The organism is Photobacterium rosenbergii, from assembly GCF_003026455.1.
Taxonomy (GTDB): Bacteria; Pseudomonadota; Gammaproteobacteria; order Enterobacterales; family Vibrionaceae; genus Photobacterium; species Photobacterium rosenbergii.
In genome coordinates, this window is sequence record NZ_PYMB01000006.1 from 192,067 (window position 1) to 209,699 (window position 17,633).

The following is a 17,633-nucleotide window of genomic DNA, read 5'->3' on the forward strand; positions in this document are numbered from 1 at the left end:
TGGATGCCTTTTTTGTCAGATACTTATGTCGCTATATTTGATTAAAGAATAAATAGCTCGTTTCTATCCCCAAATGTTCTAACTGGGGATGTGTTTGCAACTAGTAATGAAAACAATTCTTGTTTATATTCTTTTCATCGTATTGGAGGATAGAAATAAGATGTACGTTTGTCTTTGCCACGGAATTTCCGACAAAAAAATCATGAAGCTCGCCGAGCAACACGGGATCAGTGATATCCGCGGTATCCGCCAGTTTACCCCGTTGGGTTCGCAATGCGGCAAATGTATTCGCCAAGCCAAGGAAGTCCTTGAAATGGCCCCGGTCAACCAATACAAAAAAGCCAGTTAACCCAGGCTTTTCATAGCGTGTCTTTTGACACTCTTCTAATCGGTTCTATGCTTATGGGAACTGACAGAGGAGTGTTTTGTAATGAAAGCTGATCCGAAAATCATCCAACACCTCAATAAAATCCTCGGCAACGAATTGGTTGCTATCAACCAGTATTTCCTCCACGCCCGTATGTACAAGGACTGGGGCCTCAAACACCTTGCCGACAAGGAATACCACGAGTCTATCGATGAGATGAACCATGCGGATCATTTGATTGAACGTATCTTGTTCCTCGAAGGTCTACCTAACCTCCAGGATCTCGGCAAACTCAATATTGGTGAAGATACCAAAGAGATGCTCGAGTGTGACTTGGCTTTGGAGATGGCCGCTATTCCAGACTTACGTGATGCCATCGCCTATGCCGAAGAGGTGAGGGACTATGTCTCGCGTGACCTGTTTCAGGATATCCTTGAAGATGAAGAAGAGCACGTCGACTGGCTCGAAACCCAACTCGGCCTTATCGAGAAAGTCGGTATTGCCAACTACAACCAAGCCCAGATCATCGACGAAGACGAGGGGTAGGGGAGTCGTTGTTATGGCCCTGGGAAGATAGGGACCTCGGTCCTTGGAAAAGCATTGAAGCCCACACCGAGTGTGGGTTTTTTAGTGTTGTAAGCTCCTAGTAGGGGCGAAATGAGAACTAAAAGCTTGCAGTGCTTGAACTCATCGCTAATATTGCCCAGCACCCAGCACCCAGCACCCAGCACCCAGCACCCAGCACCCAGCACCCGCTCCAACAACCACTTACCGCTAATTCTGTCTGATTTTCAAACAAGGCTTGCGTTCGAAACTGTGATCTGTATAATGCCCTCCACTGCCTGAGGATATAGCCTCGTAACTGCAGTTGTGAACCAATAAGCGTTGAGGAAGAAACTGCAGAGCAGTTTGTAAATGTATACTCTGACTTATGTTCGCAGTCATTAAATTGACTGACAATGTATCCGATTGGGATACTACGTTCACATAAATCAATCGGCATTCTCTCGTCTTTACGAGGTTGAGTGGCGATATTGTTTGTGTAATTTTTATTATTGGAGCTCTGTCTCATGCAGAACCAACGTATTCGTATCCGCCTTAAGGCTTTCGATCACCGTTTGATCGATCAGTCGACTGCGGAAATCGTTGAAACAGCTAAGCGTACTGGCGCGCAGGTTAAGGGTCCAATCCCTCTACCTACTCGCAAAGAGCGCTTCACTGTTCTTGTATCTCCTCACGTTAATAAGGACGCACGTGACCAGTACGAAATCCGTACTCACAAGCGCCTTATCGACATCGTTGAGCCAACAGACAAAACTGTTGACGCTCTTATGCGTCTAGACCTAGCTGCTGGCGTTGATGTTCAGATCAGCCTAGGTTAAGGGGAGATAAGAGAATGATTGGTCTAATCGGTCGTAAAGTGGGCATGACCCGCGTATTTACCGAAGATGGCGTTTCTATCCCAGTAACTGTGGTTGAAGTTGAAGCAAACCGCGTTTCTCAGGTTAAATCTGTTGAAACTGACGGCTACAACGCAATCCAGGTAACTACTGGTGCAAAGAAAGCTAACCGTGTTTCTAAGCCAGAAGCTGGCCACTTTGCGAAAGCAGGTGTTGAAGCGGGTCGCGGTCTTTGGGAATTCCGTCTAGAGAACAACGAAGAGTTCGCTGTTGGCGCTGAGCTAACTGTTGAGCTGTTCAACGAAATTAAAAAAGTAGACGTTACTGGTACATCTAAGGGTAAAGGTTTCCAAGGTGCTGTTAAGCGCTGGAACTTCCGCACTCAAGATATGACTCACGGTAACTCCTTGTCTCACCGTGCTCCTGGTTCTATCGGTCAATGTCAGACTCCAGGTCGCGTATTTAAAGGCAAGAAAATGGCTGGTCACATGGGTGCTGAGCGTGTAACGACTCAAAACCTAGAGATCGTACGTGTTGACGCTGAGCGCAATCTGCTTCTTATCAAAGGTGCAGTACCAGGTGCTACAGGTGGCAACGTGATCGTTAAACCAGCTGTTAAAGCGTAACGTCGAGGAGTTAGTAATGGAATTGGTAGTCAAAGGCGCTGATGCGCTAACTGTCTCCGAAACTACTTTTGGGCGTGACTTCAATGAAGCGCTTGTACACCAGGTAGTTGTTGCTTTCGCAGCAGGTGCTCGTCAAGGTACACGTGCTCAGAAGACTCGTTCTGACGTTTCTGGTGGTGGTGCTAAACCATGGCGCCAGAAAGGTACAGGCCGCGCTCGTGCAGGTACAATCCGTAGCCCACTATGGCGTACCGGTGGTGTAACTTTCGCTGCTCGTCCACAGGACCACAGCCAGAAAGTTAACAAGAAGATGTACCGTGGTGCTATGAAGAGCATTCTTTCTGAGCTTGTTCGTCAAGAGCGTCTAATCGTTGTTGATGACTTCTCTGTAGAAGCACCTAAAACTAAAGCGCTAGTAGCTAAGCTTAAAGAGCTTGAGCTTACTGATGCGCTGATCGTAACTGGCGAACTAGATGAGAATCTATTCCTAGCTGCACGTAACCTATACAAAGTAGACGTACGTGATGCTAAGGCAATCGACCCAGTTAGCTTGATCGCTTTCGATAAAGTTGTGATGACTGCAGCAGCAGTTAAAGCAGTTGAGGAGATGCTAGCATGATCACTGAAGAGCGTATTCTAAAAGTTCTACGTGCTCCGCACATCTCTGAAAAAGCAACTATGGCTGCTGAAAACGGTAACACTATCGTATTCAAAGTAGCTAAAGATGCGACTAAGAAAGAGATCAAAGCAGCAGTTGAAAAACTGTTCGAGGTTGAAGTTAAGTCTGTAAATACTCTTATCACTAAGGGTAAGACCAAGCGTCAAGGTATGCGTCAAGGCCGTCGTTCAGACGTTAAGAAAGCCTACGTTATCCTGAAAGAAGGTCAAGACATCGACTTCGCTGGTAGTGCAGAGTAAGGCTAGGAGCAAAGAAGAATGGCTATTGTAAAATGTAAGCCGACTTCCCCAGGTCGTCGCCACGTAGTTAAAGTGGTTAACTCTGACCTGCATAAGGGTAAGCCGTACGCACCTCTACTAGAGAAAAAATCTAAGTCAGGTGGTCGTAACAACAACGGTCGTATTACAGTACGTCACATCGGTGGTGGTAACAAAAATGCTTACCGTATCATCGATTTCAAACGTACTAAAGACGGTATCCCAGCGAAAGTTGAGCGTCTAGAATACGATCCAAACCGTAGCGCAAACATCGCTCTAGTTCTGTACGCAGACGGTGAGCGCCGCTACATCATCGCACCTAAAGGTCTTCAGGCTGGTGACACTATCCAGTCTGGCGCAGATGCTGCTATCAAAGTTGGTAACACTCTACCAATGCGCAACATCCCAGTAGGTTCAACAGTACACTGTGTTGAGCTTAAGCCTGGTAAAGGTGCTCAGCTGGCTCGTTCAGCTGGTGCATACGCTCAGATCATTGCACGTGCAGGCACTTACGTGACTCTACGTCTTCGTTCTGGTGAGATGCGTAAAGTTCTTGCTGAAGGTCGTGCGACTCTAGGTGAAGTTGGTAATGCAGAACACATGCTACGTGAGCTAGGTAAAGCTGGTGCTTCACGTTGGCGCGGTGTTCGTCCAACTGTACGTGGTGTTGTAATGAACCCAGTTGACCACCCACACGGTGGTGGTGAAGGCCGTACTTCTGGTGGTCGTCACCCAGTTACACCTTGGGGTGTACCAACTAAGGGTTACAAGACTCGTAAGAACAAGCGTACCGACAAGTACATCGTACGTCGTCGTAACAAGTAATTTTAAAGAGGATACGCCATGCCACGTTCTCTCAAGAAAGGTCCATTTATTGACCTACACTTGCTGAAGAAGGTAGAGAAAGCGTTGGAAAGCGGTGACAAGAAGCCTGTAAAGACTTGGTCCCGTCGCTCAATGATCATCCCTCAGATGATCGGTTTGACCATCGCTGTCCATAATGGTCGTCAGCACGTTCCTGTTTTCGTTTCTGAAGAAATGATCGGTCACAAGCTAGGCGAATTTGCACCAACACGTACTTACCGCGGTCACGCTGCGGATAAGAAAGCTAAAAAGCGCTAAGGAGTAGGTAATGGAAGCTATCGCTAAACATCGCTTTGCTCGCATTTCGCCGCAAAAAGCTCGTTTGGTTGCAGATCAACTGCGCGGTAAGCCAGTTGCTCAAGCTCTAGAAATTCTTCAGTTCAGCAACAAAAAAGCTGCTGATCTAATCAAGAAAGTTCTAGAGTCAGCTATCGCTAACGCAGAACACAACGAAGGCGCAGATATTGATGATCTATCAGTAGCTAAAATCTTCGTTGACGAAGGTCCTACCATGAAGCGTATTATGCCTCGTGCTAAAGGCCGTGCCGATCGCATCTTGAAGCGTTCTAGCCACATCACTGTTGTTGTAGCAGACCGCTAAGAGACTAGGAGAGAAAGCAATGGGTCAAAAAGTACATCCTAATGGTATTCGTCTTGGCATCGTTAAGCCATGGAATACCACTTGGTTTGCTAACAGCCAAGAGTTCGCTGACAACCTAGACGGCGACTTCAAGGTACGTCAGTTCCTTACTAAGGAACTAGCAAAAGCGTCTCTTTCACGTATCGTTATCGAGCGTCCTGCTAAGAGCATCCGTGTGACTATTCACACTGCTCGTCCAGGCGTTGTTATCGGTAAGAAAGGTGAAGACGTAGAAAAACTACGCGCTCGCGTTTCGAAGATCGCTGGTGTTCCAGCTCAGATCAACATCGCTGAAGTACGTAAGCCAGAGCTAGACGGTAAGCTAGTTGCAGACAGCATCTCGTCTCAGCTAGAGCGTCGTGTTATGTTCCGTCGCGCTATGAAGCGTGCAGTTCAGAACGCTATGCGTCTTGGCGCTAAAGGTATCAAGGTAGAAGTAAGCGGTCGTCTAGGCGGCGCTGAAATCGCACGTTCTGAGTGGTACCGTGAAGGTCGTGTACCTCTACACACTCTTCGTGCAGACATTGATTACGCAACTTCTTCGGCTCACACCCAGTACGGTGTAATTGGCGTTAAAGTTTGGATCTTCAAAGGTGAAGTTCTAGGCGGCATGCCAGTAGAAGAGCCAAAGGCTGACAAGCCTAAGAAGCAGCGCAAAGGCCGTAAATAAGGAGTTTATAGATGCTGCAACCTAAACGCACTAAATTCCGCAAGACCTTTAAAGGTCGTAACCGCGGTCTAGCGAACGGCACTGACGTAAGCTTCGGTACATTTGGTCTTAAAGCAGTTGGCCGTGGCCGTATTACTGCTCGCCAGATCGAAGCAGCTCGTCGTGCGATGACTCGTCACATCAAACGTCAGGGTCAAATCTGGATTCGTATCTTCCCAGACAAACCAATTACATCTAAGCCTCTTGAAGTTCGTCAAGGTAAAGGTAAAGGTAACGTTGAGTACTGGGTAGCTCAAATCCAACCTGGTAAAGTTCTGTACGAGATGGATGGTGTTCCTGAAGCGCTAGCACGTGAAGCATTCGAACTTGCTTCTCGTAAGCTACCAATCAAGACAACATTCGTAACTAAGGCGGTGATGTGATGAACGCACAAGATCTGCGCGCTAAAAGCGTTGAAGAACTGAATGCTGAGCTTGTGAACCTACTGCGCGAGCAGTTCAACCTGCGCATGCAGGCTGCAACTGGTCAACTACAGCAGACTCACACTCTTAAAGCAGTACGTCGCGATATCGCACGTGTTAAAACCGTTCTGACAGAGAAGGCTGGCGCATAATGAGCGATAAAATTCGTACTCAGCTTGGTCGCGTAATCAGCGACAAGATGGACAAGTCTATCGTTGTTGCTATCGAGCGTAAGGTGAAACACCCAATCTACGGTAAGTACATCACTCGCACGACTAAGCTTCATGCACACGATGAAAACAACGAGTGTGGCCTAGGCGACACTGTTGAGATTCGTGAGTGCCGTCCACTGTCTAAGACTAAGTCTTGGACACTGGTACGCGTAGTAGAAAAAGCTCGCATCTAAGCGAACTTAACTACGATATAACAGAGCGGCCCCGAAAAAATTTTGGGGCCGTTCATTTTTTGTCTACCCATCGTCCGAAAAGCGTGTTAATATTCGCCGCCTTTGAAGAAAAGGCAAATCGGCTCGTAATGGGTCAAGATGTTTAAAATTAGCGGAGCACTAACATGATCCAAATGCAAAGTATGCTTGATGCAGCCGATAACTCCGGCGCTCGTAGCGTAATGTGTATTAAGGTTCTGGGTGGTTCACACCGTCGCTATGCACATATCGGTGATGTCATCAAGGTTACTGTTAAGGAAGCAATTCCTCGTGGTAAAGTTAAGAAAGGTGACGTTCTGAAAGCGGTGGTTGTGCGCACTCGTAAAGGCGTACGTCGTCCAGATGGCTCTGTCATTCGCTTTGACCGTAATGCTTGCGTATTGTTGAACGACAACACTGAGCAACCAATCGGTACTCGTATTTTCGGCCCTGTGACTCGTGAGCTTCGTGGCGATAAGTTCATGAAGATCGTTTCACTTGCGCCTGAAGTACTGTAAGGAGTAACGCAAATGGCAGCTAAAATCCGTCGTAACGACGAAGTTATCGTTCTTACTGGTAAAGATAAAGGTAAGAAAGGTAAAGTATCTAAGGTTCTAGCAACCGGTAAAGTAATCGTTGAAGGTATCAACCTTGTTAAGAAGCACCAGAAGCCTGTACCGGCTATGGGCATCCAAGGTGGCATCGTTGAAAAAGAAGCAGCAATCGACGCTTCTAACGTTGCAATCGTTAACGGTGAAGGTAAAGCGGACCGTGTAGGCTTCCGATTCGAAGACGGCAAAAAAGTTCGTTTCTTCAAATCGACTGGCGAAACTATCAAGTAATTTTTGGAGTAGTACAATGGCGAAACTGCATGATTACTACAAAGAGACTCTAGTTAAAGAACTTGCTGAAAAGTTCGAATACAAGAGTATCATGCAAGTCCCAAGGATCGAAAAGATCACACTTAACATGGGTGTGGGCGATGCGATCAACGACAAGAAGCTTCTAGAGAATGCTGCTGCTGACATGACTGCTATTGCAGGTCAGAAGCCGCTTATCACTGTAGCTCGTAAGTCTGTTGCTGGCTTTAAGATCCGTGAGGGCTACCCTATCGGCTGTAAAGTAACTCTACGTGGCGAACGCATGTGGGATTTCTTTGAGCGTCTAATTTCAATTGCTGTACCTCGTATTCGCGATTTCCGTGGTCTAAACCCGAAATCATTCGATGGTCGTGGTAACTACAGCATGGGCGTTCGTGAGCAGATCATCTTCCCAGAAATCGATTACGATAAAGTAGATCGTGTACGTGGTCTTGATATCACTATCACTACTTCTGCTAAGTCTGATGAAGAAGCTCATGCTCTACTGTCTGCTTTTAACTTCCCATTCCGTAAGTAAAAGTAAGGGTTACTAATGGCTAAAGAATCAATGAAGGCACGCGAAGCTAAACGTGCCAAGCTTGCAGTTAAGTTCGCTGAAAAGCGTGCTGCACTTAAAGCTCTAATTAGCGACGTGAATGCGTCTGAAGAAGACCGCTGGAATGCAGTGCTTAAACTTCAGTCACTACCACGTGATTCTGCGAAGTCTCGTCAGCGTAACCGCTGTAACCAGACTGGACGTCCACACGGCTACCTACGTAAGTTTGGTCTAAGCCGTATCAAGGTTCGTGAAGCTTGCATGAAAGGCGAGATTCCGGGTCTGCGCAAGGCTAGCTGGTAATCCCAGTTATCCAATTTAGAATCACGGAGTATTGACTTATGAGCATGCAAGATCCGATTTCGGATATGCTGACCCGTCTTCGTAACGGTCAGGCAGCGAAAAAAGTTGCTGTTAAAATGCCATCTTCAAAAATGAAAGTTGCTATCGCAGCTCTTCTTAAAGAAGAAGGTTTTGTGGCTGACTACACTGTAACTGGTGAAGTTAAGCCTGAGCTAGAAGTTACTCTTAAGTACTTCGAAGCTAACCCAGTTATCGAGCAAATCCAGCGTGTTTCACGTCCTGGCCTACGCATCTACAAGAAAAAAGATGCACTTCCATCAGTGATGGGTGGCCTTGGTATTGCTGTTGTTTCCACTTCCAAGGGTCTTATGACCGACCGCGCTGCACGCAAAGCGGGTCTTGGCGGTGAGATTATCTGCTACGTAGCATAATAGGAGTAGGAAATGTCTCGTGTTGCAAAAGCACCAGTAGTTATTCCTGCCGGCGTAGAAGTTAAACTTAACGGCCAGGAAATCACTGTTAAAGGTGGTAAAGGCGAACTATCTCGCGTTATCAACGAAGCAGTAGTTCTATCCCAGGAAGAGAACGCTATCACTTTCGGTCCTCGCGAAGGTTTCGAGAAAGCTTGGGCACAGGCAGGTACTGCACGTGCACTAGTTAACAACATGGTTGTTGGTGTTACTGAAGGTTACACCAAGAAGCTTACTCTTAAGGGTGTAGGTTACCGTGCTGCTATCAAAGGCAACGCAGTAGCTCTAACTCTTGGCTTCTCTCACCCAGTTGAGCACGAACTTCCAGCAGGTATCAAAGCTGAATGTCCTTCACAAACTGAAATCGTACTAACTGGTACTGATAAGCAGGTTGTTGGTCAGGTAGCTGCTGATATTCGCGCTTACCGTAGCCCTGAGCCTTACAAAGGTAAAGGTGTTCGTTACGCCGATGAAATCGTGCGTACTAAAGAAGCTAAGAAGAAGTAAGGTAACACTATGGATAAGAAAGCATCTCGTATCCGTCGTGCGACCCGTGCACGTCGTAAGATTGCTGAACTGGGTGCAACTCGCCTAGTTGTACACCGTACTCCACGTCACGTGTACGCTCAGGTTATCGCACCAAATGGTTCTGAGGTAATCGCAGCCGCTTCTACAGTAGAAAAAGCGATCCGTGAGTCGGTTAAGAGTACTGGTAACAAAGACGCTGCTGCAGCTGTAGGTAAAGCTATTGCTGAGCGCGCGATTGAAAAAGGCATCTCTACAGTTGCATTCGATCGTTCTGGTTTCCAATACCACGGCCGTGTAGCTGCACTAGCAGAAGCTGCTCGTGAAGCTGGTCTGAAATTCTAAGGTAGGCGGAAGATGGCTAACGAAAAAACACAATCAGATTTGCATGAAAAGCTGATCGCTGTTAACCGTGTATCTAAGACGGTTAAAGGTGGTCGTATTTTCAGCTTTACTGCACTAACTGTAGTTGGTGACGGTAACGGTCGCATCGGTTTTGGTTACGGCAAGGCACGTGAAGTTCCTGCTGCAATCCAGAAAGCGATGGAAAAAGCACGTCGTAACATGGTTACAGTTGCACTAAACGACGGTACTCTACACCACGCTGTTAAAGGTCGCCACACTGGTTCTAAAGTGTACATGCAGCCTGCTTCAGAAGGTACAGGTATCATCGCCGGTGGTGCAATGCGTGCAGTACTAGAGGTTGCGGGTGTTCGCAACGTTCTAGCTAAAGCATACGGCTCTACAAACCCAATCAACATCGTTCGCGCGACTATTGACGGTTTGAGTGGCATGAACTCTCCAGAAATGATCGCTGCTAAGCGTGGTCTTTCTGTTAAAGAAATTCTGGAGTAATTGACATGGCTAAGACTATTAAAGTGACGCAGACTAAGAGCTCAATCGGTCGTCTGCCGAAGCACAAAGCTACTTTGCGTGGCCTAGGCCTTCGTCGCATCAACCACACTGTAGAACTTGAAGATACTGCTTGCGTACGCGGCATGATCAACAAAGTTATCTACATGGTTAAAGTTGAGGAGTAATCAGAATGCGTTTGAATACTCTATCTCCGGCTGCTGGTTCTAAGCCTTCTGCGAAGCGCGTAGGCCGTGGTATCGGTTCAGGTCTGGGTAAAACTTGTGGCCGTGGTCACAAAGGTCAGAAATCACGTTCAGGTGGTTCTGTACGTCCAGGCTTCGAAGGCGGTCAAATGCCTTTGAAACAGCGTCTACCAAAATTCGGTTTTACTTCTCGTAAGAGCCTTGTAACAGCTGAAGTTCGTCTAGGTGAACTAGCGAAAGTTGAAGGTGACGTAGTAAGCCTTGAAACTCTTAAAGCTGCTAACGTAATCACTAAGAACATTGAGTTCGTGAAAGTTGTACTTTCTGGTGAGATCGCTCGCACTGTAACAGTTAAAGGTCTACGCGTTACTAAAGGCGCTAAAGCTGCTATCGAAGCTGCAGGCGGTAAAATCGAGGAATAATTTACTCGAGGGATGAGGTACAGATGGCTAAACAACCAGGACAAGATTTTCGTAGTGCCCAAGGTGGCCTAGCAGAGCTTAAGGTTCGTCTATTATTCGTATTAGGTGCAATCTTAATTTTCCGAGCAGGCTCTTTTGTGCCTATTCCTGGTATTGACGCTGCTGTACTTGCCGATCTGTTCGAACAGCAAAAGGGTACCGTCATTGAACTGTTTAACATGTTCTCTGGCGGTGCACTTGAGCGTGCTTCCATCTTAGCATTGGGTATCATGCCGTATATTTCGGCATCGATCATTGTCCAACTGCTGACAGTAGTCCACCCGGCTTTGGCCGAGTTGAAGAAGGAAGGGGAGTCTGGCCGTCGTAAGATTAGCCAGTACACCCGTTACGGCACGCTTGTGTTGGCAACCTTCCAAGCAATTGGTATTGCAACGGGGTTACCGAGTATGATTCCAGGTCTGGTCATTAATCCAGGCATGGGATTCTACTTTGTTGCGGTTGTAAGTTTGGTTACCGGTACCATGTTCTTGATGTGGTTGGGTGAACAGATTACGGAGCGTGGCATAGGTAACGGTATATCTGTGATTATTTTCACTGGTATCGTTGCAGGCTTGCCGCCAGCTATTGGACAGACAGTGGAGCAAGCGCGTCAAGGTGAATTGCACGTACTTCTTCTACTATTGATTGCAGTGATATCTTTTGCTGTTATTTACTTTGTAGTGTTCATGGAACGTGGTCAGCGCCGTATCGTCGTTAACTACGCCAAGCGTCAACAAGGCCGTCGCGTTTTTGCTGCGCAGAGCACTCACTTGCCGTTGAAAATCAACATGGCAGGGGTAATTCCAGCGATTTTTGCATCAAGCATTATTCTGTTCCCGGGTACACTGGCTCAGTGGTTCGGTCAGAATGAAAACCTAGGTTGGCTAAGTGATATTTCACTGGCACTAAGCCCAGGTCAGCCACTTTATGTGATGCTTTATGCAGCAGCGATCATTTTCTTCTGTTTCTTCTATACCGCGTTGGTGTTTAACCCTCGCGAGACAGCTGACAACTTGAAGAAGTCTGGTGCGTTCGTACCTGGTATTCGCCCGGGTGAGCAGACCGCGAAATACATAGATAAAGTGATGACCCGCCTGACATTGGCTGGCGCGTTGTATATCACCTTTATCTGTCTGATCCCCGAGTTTATGATGATTGCATGGAATGTCCGCTTTTACTTTGGCGGTACTTCACTACTAATCGTAGTTGTGGTCATTATGGACTTCATGGCTCAAGTTCAGACACATCTGATGTCTCAACAATATGAGTCTGTTTTGAAAAAGGCTAATCTTAAGGGCTCAGGCCGTTAAGATCCCATTTACGGAGTTTAGCAATGAAAGTTCGTGCTTCCGTTAAGAAAATCTGCCGTAACTGTAAAGTTATCAAGCGCAACGGTGTTGTGCGTGTAATTTGCAGTGAGCCAAAGCACAAACAGCGCCAAGGCTAATTAGCAGAAATATTTCTTGCAAATTGAAGGTGGGTTGGCTAAATTAGCCAACCAATCTTTTGTGTGTGCAAAAGAATTGTTCCACCGCTGCGTATCCTAAACGGGCTTTGCAGCGGTTATTCTTGAAAAGTACTAGGAGTGAATAGTGGCCCGTATTGCAGGCATTAACATTCCTGATCAAAAACATTCTGTAATCGCTCTTACTGCGATCTACGGCATCGGTAAAACTCGCTCAAAAGCTATCCTAGCTGAAGCGGGTATCGCTGAAGATGTTAAGATCAGTGAACTAACTGAAGAGCAGATCGATCTACTGCGTGATGGTGTAGCTAAGTACACTGTAGAAGGTGATCTACGTCGTGAAGTTTCCATGAACATCAAGCGTCTAATGGACCTTGGTTGTTACCGTGGTCTTCGTCATCGTCGCAGTCTACCACTACGTGGACAGCGTACTAAAACCAACGCACGTACCCGTAAGGGTCCGCGCAAGCCGATCAAAAAATAATCGGAAGGTAGAGTACAATGGCTAAACAACCAACTCGCGCTCGTAAGCGCGTACGTAAGCAAGTTGCTGATGGCGTTGCGCACATTCATGCTTCTTTCAACAACACAATCGTAACCATTACTGACCGTCAGGGTAACGCTCTATCTTGGGCTACTGCAGGTGGTTCTGGTTTCCGCGGTTCTCGTAAGTCTACTCCGTTCGCTGCACAGGTTGCTGCTGAGCGCGCTGGCGAAATGGCCAAAGAGTATGGCGTTAAGAACCTGGAAGTTATGGTTAAGGGCCCTGGTCCTGGTCGTGAGTCTACTATCCGCGCTCTAAACGCAGCGGGTTTCCGTATCACTAACATTGTTGATGCGACTCCGATCCCTCATAACGGTTGTCGTCCACCTAAGAAACGTCGCGTATAACGTTTCGTTTCTAGGAAAACTGGAGAAAGAACATGGCAAGATATTTGGGTCCTAAGCTGAAGCTTAGCCGTCGTGAAGGCACAGACTTGTTCCTTAAGTCTGGTGTACGCGCGATTGATACCAAGTGTAAAATTGACAATGCACCTGGTGTGCATGGTGCTCGTCGCGGTCGTCTATCTGACTACGGCGTACAGCTTCGTGAGAAGCAAAAAGTTCGTCGTACTTACGGCGTACTAGAGAAGCAATTCCGTAACTACTATAAAGAAGCTGCTCGCCTTAAAGGCAACACAGGTGAAAACCTGCTTCAGCTTCTTGAAGGTCGTCTAGATAACGTAGTTTACCGCATGGGTTTTGGTGCTACTCGCGCTGAAGCACGTCAGCTGGTAAGCCACAAAGCGATCCTAGTTAACGGTCAAGTCGTAAACGTTCCTTCTTTCAAGGTAGCGGCAAACGACGTTGTTAGCATTCGTGAGAAAGCTAAGAACCAAGCACGCATCAAAGCAGCTCTAGAAGTTGCTACTCAGCGTGAACTACCGACTTGGGTCGAAGTAGACAGCAGCAAGCTAGAAGGTACTTTCAAGCGCCTTCCAGAACGTTCTGATTTGTCTGCCGACATCAACGAACACCTGATCGTCGAGCTTTACTCTAAGTAAGGCTATAGTTAAGAGAGGACACAATGCAGGGTTCTGTAACAGAATTTCTTAAGCCACGTCTTGTTGATATTGAACAAGTTAACACGACGCATGCAAAAGTAACTCTTGAGCCGCTTGAGCGTGGTTTCGGCCACACTCTTGGTAACGCTCTACGTCGTATTCTTCTATCTTCAATGCCGGGTTGTGCCGTCACTGAAGTAGAAATCGACGGTGTGTTACACGAGTACAGCACCAAAGAAGGAGTACAGGAAGACATTCTTGAGATCCTTCTAAACCTTAAAGGCCTAGCCGTTAAGGTTGAGGGTAAAGACGAAGTTATCCTTACTCTGAATAAATCTGGTGCAGGCCCTGTTGTTGCAGGTGACATCACCCACGACGGTGATGTTGAGATTGCGAACCCAGAGCACGTAATCTGCCACCTAACTGATGACAATGCTGATATCAGCATGCGCATCAAGGTAGAACGTGGTCGCGGCTATGTACCAGCGTCAGCTCGTATCCACACTGAGGAAGACGAGCGTCCAATTGGTCGTCTGCTAGTTGATGCAACTTTCAGCCCAGTTGACCGTATCGCTTACGCGGTTGAGGCAGCACGTGTAGAACAACGTACTGACCTTGACAAGCTTGTTATCGATATGGAGACAAACGGTACTCTTGATCCTGAGGAAGCTATCCGTCGCGCAGCTACTATCCTAGCTGAGCAATTGGATGCATTCGTAGATCTTCGTGATGTACGAGTTCCTGAAGAGAAAGAAGAGAAGCCGGAGTTCGATCCGATCCTACTGCGTCCTGTAGACGATCTTGAACTAACTGTTCGCTCTGCTAACTGTCTAAAAGCAGAAGCGATCCACTACATCGGTGATCTTGTTCAGCGTACTGAGGTTGAGCTTCTTAAGACTCCAAACCTTGGTAAGAAGTCTTTGACAGAAATCAAAGACGTGCTGGCATCACGTGGTCTGTCTCTAGGCATGCGCCTAGAAAACTGGCCGCCAGCATCTATTGCTGAAGATTAATAGTTACTGATATCTAGTTAGAAGGATTAGGTCATGCGCCATCGTAAGAGTGGTCGTCAACTCAACCGCAACAGCAGCCATCGCAAAGCGATGTTCAGCAACATGGCTGGCTCTCTGGTACGTCACGAACTTATCAAGACTACCCTGCCTAAGGCAAAAGAGCTGCGTCGCGTAATTGAGCCATTGATTACCCTAGCTAAGACTGACAGTGTTGCTAACCGTCGTCTTGCATTCGCACGTACTCGTGATAACGAAGTTGTTGCGAAACTATTTAACGAACTGGGTCCACGTTTTGCTCAGCGTCCAGGCGGTTACACTCGCATCATGAAATGCGGTTTCCGTGCTGGCGATAAAGCCCCTATGGCTTACATCGAGCTAGTAGATCGTCCTGAAGCTCAGGAAGAAGCTGCTGCTGAATAAGCACTAGCGCGTTAAATAAAAAGAGGCCGAGTCTTAGACTCGGCTTTTTTTTTGCATCTAATTCCCTATCACTACCAATGAGGGATCGGATGCATGATTTACCTGTTTGTCGACAGTTCAGGGTTTGGCGGAATTGAAAGCCATATCCATCAGCTCTCCTTACTGCTGCAATCCCAGCAAGTTGGGGTTGAGGTAGTTTTCCTCAACCGCTACCCAGACCATCCACTATATGCCCAACTCAGTCAGTCGAATATTCCTTTCCGCTTTCTTCGCGATACCTCAATAACGCGCTTTTTCCGTGGCTTATCAGCTGTAGATGTCGTGCATGCCCATGGCTATAAGGCATCGATTATTGCCAGGGGCTGCAGGGTTTTGTCTGGCTACCATTTGGTGACGACTTTCCATGCCGGCGAGAGTGTTTCCGGTAAACTGGCTTGTTATGAATGGTTCAACCGCTACACGGCTTGCCTGTCCTATAACCTGGCAGTCAGTCGCAAGATCCAAAAGCGACAGCCTTTTCGTTGCGAATTGCAGCGCAATTTTGTCCATTGTAAAGAAGACCTTGTGGAACGAGACCGCCATGAAGTATTGCAGGTGGGTTTTGTTGGTAGGTTGAGCCATGAAAAAGCCATTGACCGTTTTGTCAGCTTGAGCGAGAAAATGCCAAGTATCGATTTCCATGTTTACGGAGATGGCGAACAGTCAGCATTGGTTAACGGCCTCCCGCTTAACTGGCATGGCTTTGTGCCGAGTATGGCACCGCATTGGCAGTCTTTGGATGTGTTGCTTATTACCTCCCGTGCCGAAGGCATGCCGATGGCGGCACTCGAAGCGATGGCAAATGGTGTGGTGGTGATTTCGACGGATGTCGGTGAAATGCCTTCGCTCCTAGCCCCTGAATGCTTAGTGGTGGAAGCTCGGTGGCAACTGTTGGCTGATAAATTGTTGAAGATTGAAGGTCAGAGTAAGGCTTACTGGCGGATGTTATCGCAGCAACAACAGCAAGTGGTTAGGGGGAACTATAGCGACCAAGCGTGTTGGCAGCAACTAAGCCAAATTTACCAACTCTCGTAGTACACAGGGCAACTTTTCTGCCCTATTCAATGCTGGTCAGGGTGATCAGCGTCCTGTCATCTTCATGGTTATCGGGCTGTCGCTGCCACAGATAGTGGTGGCGTTGCTCGGCTGCCAGCTGTGCTAAATGATGCTGTTCTTCCTCGGCCAATTCAGATTCCAGCAATCCATCACTGAAGCAATGTAGGCTATCTCCGTGCAACATTGCCATATGTTGGGGTACAGCCTCCAGATTGTCGAACAAACCGATAAGCCCAACGCCTTCCCTGAGACGCTGGCAAGACGGGGTAAATGCCAGTGGTGCCGGCATGCCTGCATTGTAGAGCGCTATCGTGTTGTTGCTTTGAAGGTGGATACCCAGCAGGCAGATCAGATTACTGGTTTCGGTCTGGTGAAGGTGTTTATTGAGCCGGTTGAATAGTTCTTTTGGGCAAATGTGAGGATCGAGCAATATTCCCTGGATCAAGCCGTAGCAGATCCCACCATTGGCTTTGGCCACAATACCATGCCCCATTAGATCGCCGAGGATCAATAACTGCGATCCGTCTTCAAGGGTGTTCTTGATAACAAAGTCACCGCTTATTTCCGGTTCGCGGCTGATCTGAAGATTGAAGTTGCCCAAGGAGAAGTCTTGGGAAGTAGTGCCTGCCGGATTAAACGATGTACCTCTTTCCAACTGTTGGAGCAGACTGTCCTCGAAGGCATCTCGGAGGTGCTGATGGCGGTTGAGAACCCGTTCCAGTACTTGTCGCAAGTGGTGTTTGTCGACGGGTTTGGCAAGGAAATCATCGATACCTGATTGGGTGACCGCCGCCATGGTGTCAGAGACAGTATCCCCCGACAGGAATACAAACGGCAACAATCGGTGGCGGCGCAATTTTCCGACGAGGCGCCGGAACTCTAGCCCGTTGGTATCGGGCATCCATAGGTCAGTCAGCACCAGATCGCAATGGTTGCCTTGCAACCATTTGAAGGCATCCTCGGCGCGGCCGAATATCGATAGCTGGTAATCTGCCTCGAGGTAACTGGTCAGCATGGTGAGTTGGCTACGGCTGTCATCGACAATCACAAGGTGTTTGCGGGGAGGTTGCTTGGGTAATAGGAACTCGATGTGGTTACTATCAGTGCCAATTGTGTAGTTAAAATCAGGAAATGTGGTTTTAATCAGGGCAAGCCCCATACCAGACTCTGCTGGAAAATCAGGTAGCTCCGCCTCGTTGATTTGTACAGTTTGGGCAGGCCAGGGTGAGCCGTTATCACTGATGGAAAAGCAATACTGACCGTTGTGCCTGCCATAGCTGATGGTGCAGTGGGTGGCTGGCTGTTGTTGATGGTCCAGTAAGTTAGCGCAGTATTCACTGCAGACTAACTTGATATTCTGAATGGTGTCGGGAGCCAGTTGCAGTGCTTGGGCTTTGTCGTCCAGCAAACGACGCATTGCCGAGATGTTCTCATAATTTAAGACAAACCGACGCTGGAACAACACTTGGTTCATG

32 protein-coding genes are annotated in these 17,633 nt (G+C 47.6%); 31 read left to right on the forward strand and 1 reads right to left on the reverse strand.

What is annotated here, in order from left to right; translation table 11 throughout:
• The first annotated feature begins 160 nt into the window (after window positions 1-160).
• From bfd to C9J01_RS15635, 31 genes are all read left to right on the forward strand, one after another.
• The gene (bfd, locus tag C9J01_RS15480; protein WP_107299051.1) at window positions 161-349 is read left to right on the forward strand and encodes a bacterioferritin-associated ferredoxin; all 189 of its coding nucleotides are present in this window, start codon (window positions 161-163) and stop codon (window positions 347-349) included.
• A gap of 81 nt (window positions 350-430) precedes the next feature.
• Window positions 431-913: a bacterioferritin gene (bfr, locus tag C9J01_RS15485; RefSeq protein WP_107299052.1), complete on the forward strand. Its 483-nt coding sequence runs from the start codon at window positions 431-433 to the stop codon at window positions 911-913.
• Window positions 914-1,437: 524 nt separating this feature from the next.
• Complete coding sequence (rpsJ, locus tag C9J01_RS15495; RefSeq protein WP_107299054.1) at window positions 1,438-1,749, forward strand: 30S ribosomal protein S10; 312 nt, start codon at window positions 1,438-1,440, stop codon at window positions 1,747-1,749.
• Window positions 1,750-1,763: 14 nt separating this feature from the next.
• Window positions 1,764-2,393, forward strand: coding sequence for a 50S ribosomal protein L3 (gene rplC / locus C9J01_RS15500; RefSeq protein ID WP_107299055.1), 630 nt, complete (start codon window positions 1,764-1,766; stop codon window positions 2,391-2,393).
• A gap of 16 nt (window positions 2,394-2,409) precedes the next feature.
• The gene (gene rplD / locus C9J01_RS15505; protein WP_107299056.1) at window positions 2,410-3,012 is read left to right on the forward strand and encodes a 50S ribosomal protein L4; all 603 of its coding nucleotides are present in this window, start codon (window positions 2,410-2,412) and stop codon (window positions 3,010-3,012) included.
• Window positions 3,009-3,311 (forward strand): 50S ribosomal protein L23, encoded by a 303-nt coding sequence (rplW, locus tag C9J01_RS15510; protein ID WP_039465430.1) that lies wholly within the window; start codon window positions 3,009-3,011, stop codon window positions 3,309-3,311. Before rplD ends, rplW begins: the two co-directional genes overlap by 4 nt.
• A gap of 18 nt (window positions 3,312-3,329) precedes the next feature.
• Complete coding sequence (gene rplB, locus C9J01_RS15515; protein ID WP_107299057.1) at window positions 3,330-4,154, forward strand: 50S ribosomal protein L2; 825 nt, start codon at window positions 3,330-3,332, stop codon at window positions 4,152-4,154.
• A gap of 18 nt (window positions 4,155-4,172) precedes the next feature.
• Complete coding sequence (gene rpsS, locus C9J01_RS15520; protein ID WP_005302795.1) at window positions 4,173-4,451, forward strand: 30S ribosomal protein S19; 279 nt, start codon at window positions 4,173-4,175, stop codon at window positions 4,449-4,451.
• A 10-nt stretch (window positions 4,452-4,461) separates the two neighbouring features.
• The gene (rplV, locus tag C9J01_RS15525; protein ID WP_007469139.1) at window positions 4,462-4,794 is read left to right on the forward strand and encodes a 50S ribosomal protein L22; all 333 of its coding nucleotides are present in this window, start codon (window positions 4,462-4,464) and stop codon (window positions 4,792-4,794) included.
• A gap of 19 nt (window positions 4,795-4,813) precedes the next feature.
• Window positions 4,814-5,503, forward strand: coding sequence for a 30S ribosomal protein S3 (gene rpsC, locus C9J01_RS15530; protein ID WP_107299058.1), 690 nt, complete (start codon window positions 4,814-4,816; stop codon window positions 5,501-5,503).
• Window positions 5,504-5,514: 11 nt separating this feature from the next.
• Entirely contained in the window at window positions 5,515-5,925 is a 411-nt protein-coding gene (rplP, locus tag C9J01_RS15535) for a 50S ribosomal protein L16 (RefSeq protein WP_107299059.1), read from the forward strand.
• On the forward strand, window positions 5,925-6,116 hold the full coding sequence (gene rpmC, locus C9J01_RS15540) for a 50S ribosomal protein L29 (protein ID WP_007469134.1): 192 nt from the start codon (window positions 5,925-5,927) through the stop codon (window positions 6,114-6,116). The genes rplP and rpmC overlap by 1 nt, the downstream gene beginning before the upstream one ends.
• A complete protein-coding gene (rpsQ, locus tag C9J01_RS15545; protein WP_039465415.1) occupies window positions 6,116-6,370 on the forward strand; it encodes a 30S ribosomal protein S17 in 255 nt (84 codons plus the stop codon). The genes rpmC and rpsQ overlap by 1 nt, the downstream gene beginning before the upstream one ends.
• Before the next feature lie 164 nt (window positions 6,371-6,534).
• Window positions 6,535-6,906 (forward strand): 50S ribosomal protein L14, encoded by a 372-nt coding sequence (gene rplN, locus C9J01_RS15550; RefSeq protein ID WP_004410450.1) that lies wholly within the window; start codon window positions 6,535-6,537, stop codon window positions 6,904-6,906.
• Window positions 6,907-6,918: 12 nt separating this feature from the next.
• Window positions 6,919-7,230: a 50S ribosomal protein L24 gene (rplX, locus tag C9J01_RS15555; protein WP_047876497.1), complete on the forward strand. Its 312-nt coding sequence runs from the start codon at window positions 6,919-6,921 to the stop codon at window positions 7,228-7,230.
• A 16-nt stretch (window positions 7,231-7,246) separates the two neighbouring features.
• Window positions 7,247-7,786 (forward strand): 50S ribosomal protein L5, encoded by a 540-nt coding sequence (gene rplE / locus C9J01_RS15560; RefSeq protein ID WP_107299060.1) that lies wholly within the window; start codon window positions 7,247-7,249, stop codon window positions 7,784-7,786.
• A 15-nt stretch (window positions 7,787-7,801) separates the two neighbouring features.
• Complete coding sequence (gene rpsN, locus C9J01_RS15565; protein WP_107299061.1) at window positions 7,802-8,107, forward strand: 30S ribosomal protein S14; 306 nt, start codon at window positions 7,802-7,804, stop codon at window positions 8,105-8,107.
• 38 nt (window positions 8,108-8,145) lie between these two features.
• Window positions 8,146-8,538, forward strand: a complete 393-nt coding sequence (gene rpsH, locus C9J01_RS15570) for a 30S ribosomal protein S8 (protein ID WP_107299062.1) — start codon at window positions 8,146-8,148, stop codon at window positions 8,536-8,538.
• Window positions 8,539-8,550: 12 nt separating this feature from the next.
• Window positions 8,551-9,084 carry a 50S ribosomal protein L6 gene (rplF, locus tag C9J01_RS15575; RefSeq protein ID WP_107299063.1) on the forward strand — a complete coding sequence of 178 codons (534 nt, stop codon included), beginning with the start codon at window positions 8,551-8,553 and terminating at the stop codon, window positions 9,082-9,084.
• 9 nt (window positions 9,085-9,093) lie between these two features.
• Complete coding sequence (gene rplR / locus C9J01_RS15580; protein ID WP_039465396.1) at window positions 9,094-9,447, forward strand: 50S ribosomal protein L18; 354 nt, start codon at window positions 9,094-9,096, stop codon at window positions 9,445-9,447.
• Between the two features lie 12 nt (window positions 9,448-9,459).
• Window positions 9,460-9,957, forward strand: coding sequence for a 30S ribosomal protein S5 (gene rpsE / locus C9J01_RS15585; protein WP_036817708.1), 498 nt, complete (start codon window positions 9,460-9,462; stop codon window positions 9,955-9,957).
• A 5-nt stretch (window positions 9,958-9,962) separates the two neighbouring features.
• The gene (gene rpmD, locus C9J01_RS15590; protein ID WP_107299064.1) at window positions 9,963-10,142 is read left to right on the forward strand and encodes a 50S ribosomal protein L30; all 180 of its coding nucleotides are present in this window, start codon (window positions 9,963-9,965) and stop codon (window positions 10,140-10,142) included.
• 5 nt (window positions 10,143-10,147) lie between these two features.
• Window positions 10,148-10,582, forward strand: coding sequence for a 50S ribosomal protein L15 (gene rplO, locus C9J01_RS15595; protein WP_107299065.1), 435 nt, complete (start codon window positions 10,148-10,150; stop codon window positions 10,580-10,582).
• Between the two features lie 23 nt (window positions 10,583-10,605).
• Window positions 10,606-11,931: a preprotein translocase subunit SecY gene (gene secY, locus C9J01_RS15600; RefSeq protein WP_107299066.1), complete on the forward strand. Its 1,326-nt coding sequence runs from the start codon at window positions 10,606-10,608 to the stop codon at window positions 11,929-11,931.
• Window positions 11,932-11,954: 23 nt separating this feature from the next.
• Window positions 11,955-12,068 (forward strand): 50S ribosomal protein L36, encoded by a 114-nt coding sequence (gene rpmJ, locus C9J01_RS15605; protein ID WP_000868186.1) that lies wholly within the window; start codon window positions 11,955-11,957, stop codon window positions 12,066-12,068.
• A 145-nt stretch (window positions 12,069-12,213) separates the two neighbouring features.
• Window positions 12,214-12,570, forward strand: coding sequence for a 30S ribosomal protein S13 (gene rpsM, locus C9J01_RS15610; RefSeq protein ID WP_036817714.1), 357 nt, complete (start codon window positions 12,214-12,216; stop codon window positions 12,568-12,570).
• A gap of 17 nt (window positions 12,571-12,587) precedes the next feature.
• Window positions 12,588-12,977, forward strand: a complete 390-nt coding sequence (rpsK, locus tag C9J01_RS15615) for a 30S ribosomal protein S11 (protein ID WP_036817716.1) — start codon at window positions 12,588-12,590, stop codon at window positions 12,975-12,977.
• A gap of 32 nt (window positions 12,978-13,009) precedes the next feature.
• The gene (gene rpsD, locus C9J01_RS15620) at window positions 13,010-13,630 is read left to right on the forward strand and encodes a 30S ribosomal protein S4 (RefSeq protein ID WP_039465382.1); all 621 of its coding nucleotides are present in this window, start codon (window positions 13,010-13,012) and stop codon (window positions 13,628-13,630) included.
• A gap of 23 nt (window positions 13,631-13,653) precedes the next feature.
• Entirely contained in the window at window positions 13,654-14,643 is a 990-nt protein-coding gene (locus tag C9J01_RS15625; RefSeq protein ID WP_039465380.1) for a DNA-directed RNA polymerase subunit alpha, read from the forward strand.
• Window positions 14,644-14,676: 33 nt separating this feature from the next.
• Window positions 14,677-15,063: a 50S ribosomal protein L17 gene (gene rplQ / locus C9J01_RS15630; RefSeq protein ID WP_007468807.1), complete on the forward strand. Its 387-nt coding sequence runs from the start codon at window positions 14,677-14,679 to the stop codon at window positions 15,061-15,063.
• 93 nt (window positions 15,064-15,156) lie between these two features.
• Complete coding sequence (locus tag C9J01_RS15635; protein WP_107299067.1) at window positions 15,157-16,137, forward strand: glycosyltransferase family 4 protein; 981 nt, start codon at window positions 15,157-15,159, stop codon at window positions 16,135-16,137.
• A 22-nt stretch (window positions 16,138-16,159) separates the two neighbouring features.
• Here the strand turns inward: C9J01_RS15635 and C9J01_RS15640 are convergent, their stop codons facing one another.
• A complete protein-coding gene (locus C9J01_RS15640; protein WP_107299068.1) occupies window positions 16,160-17,632 on the reverse strand; it encodes a response regulator in 1,473 nt (490 codons plus the stop codon).
• Window position 17,633: the final 1 nt, after the last annotated feature.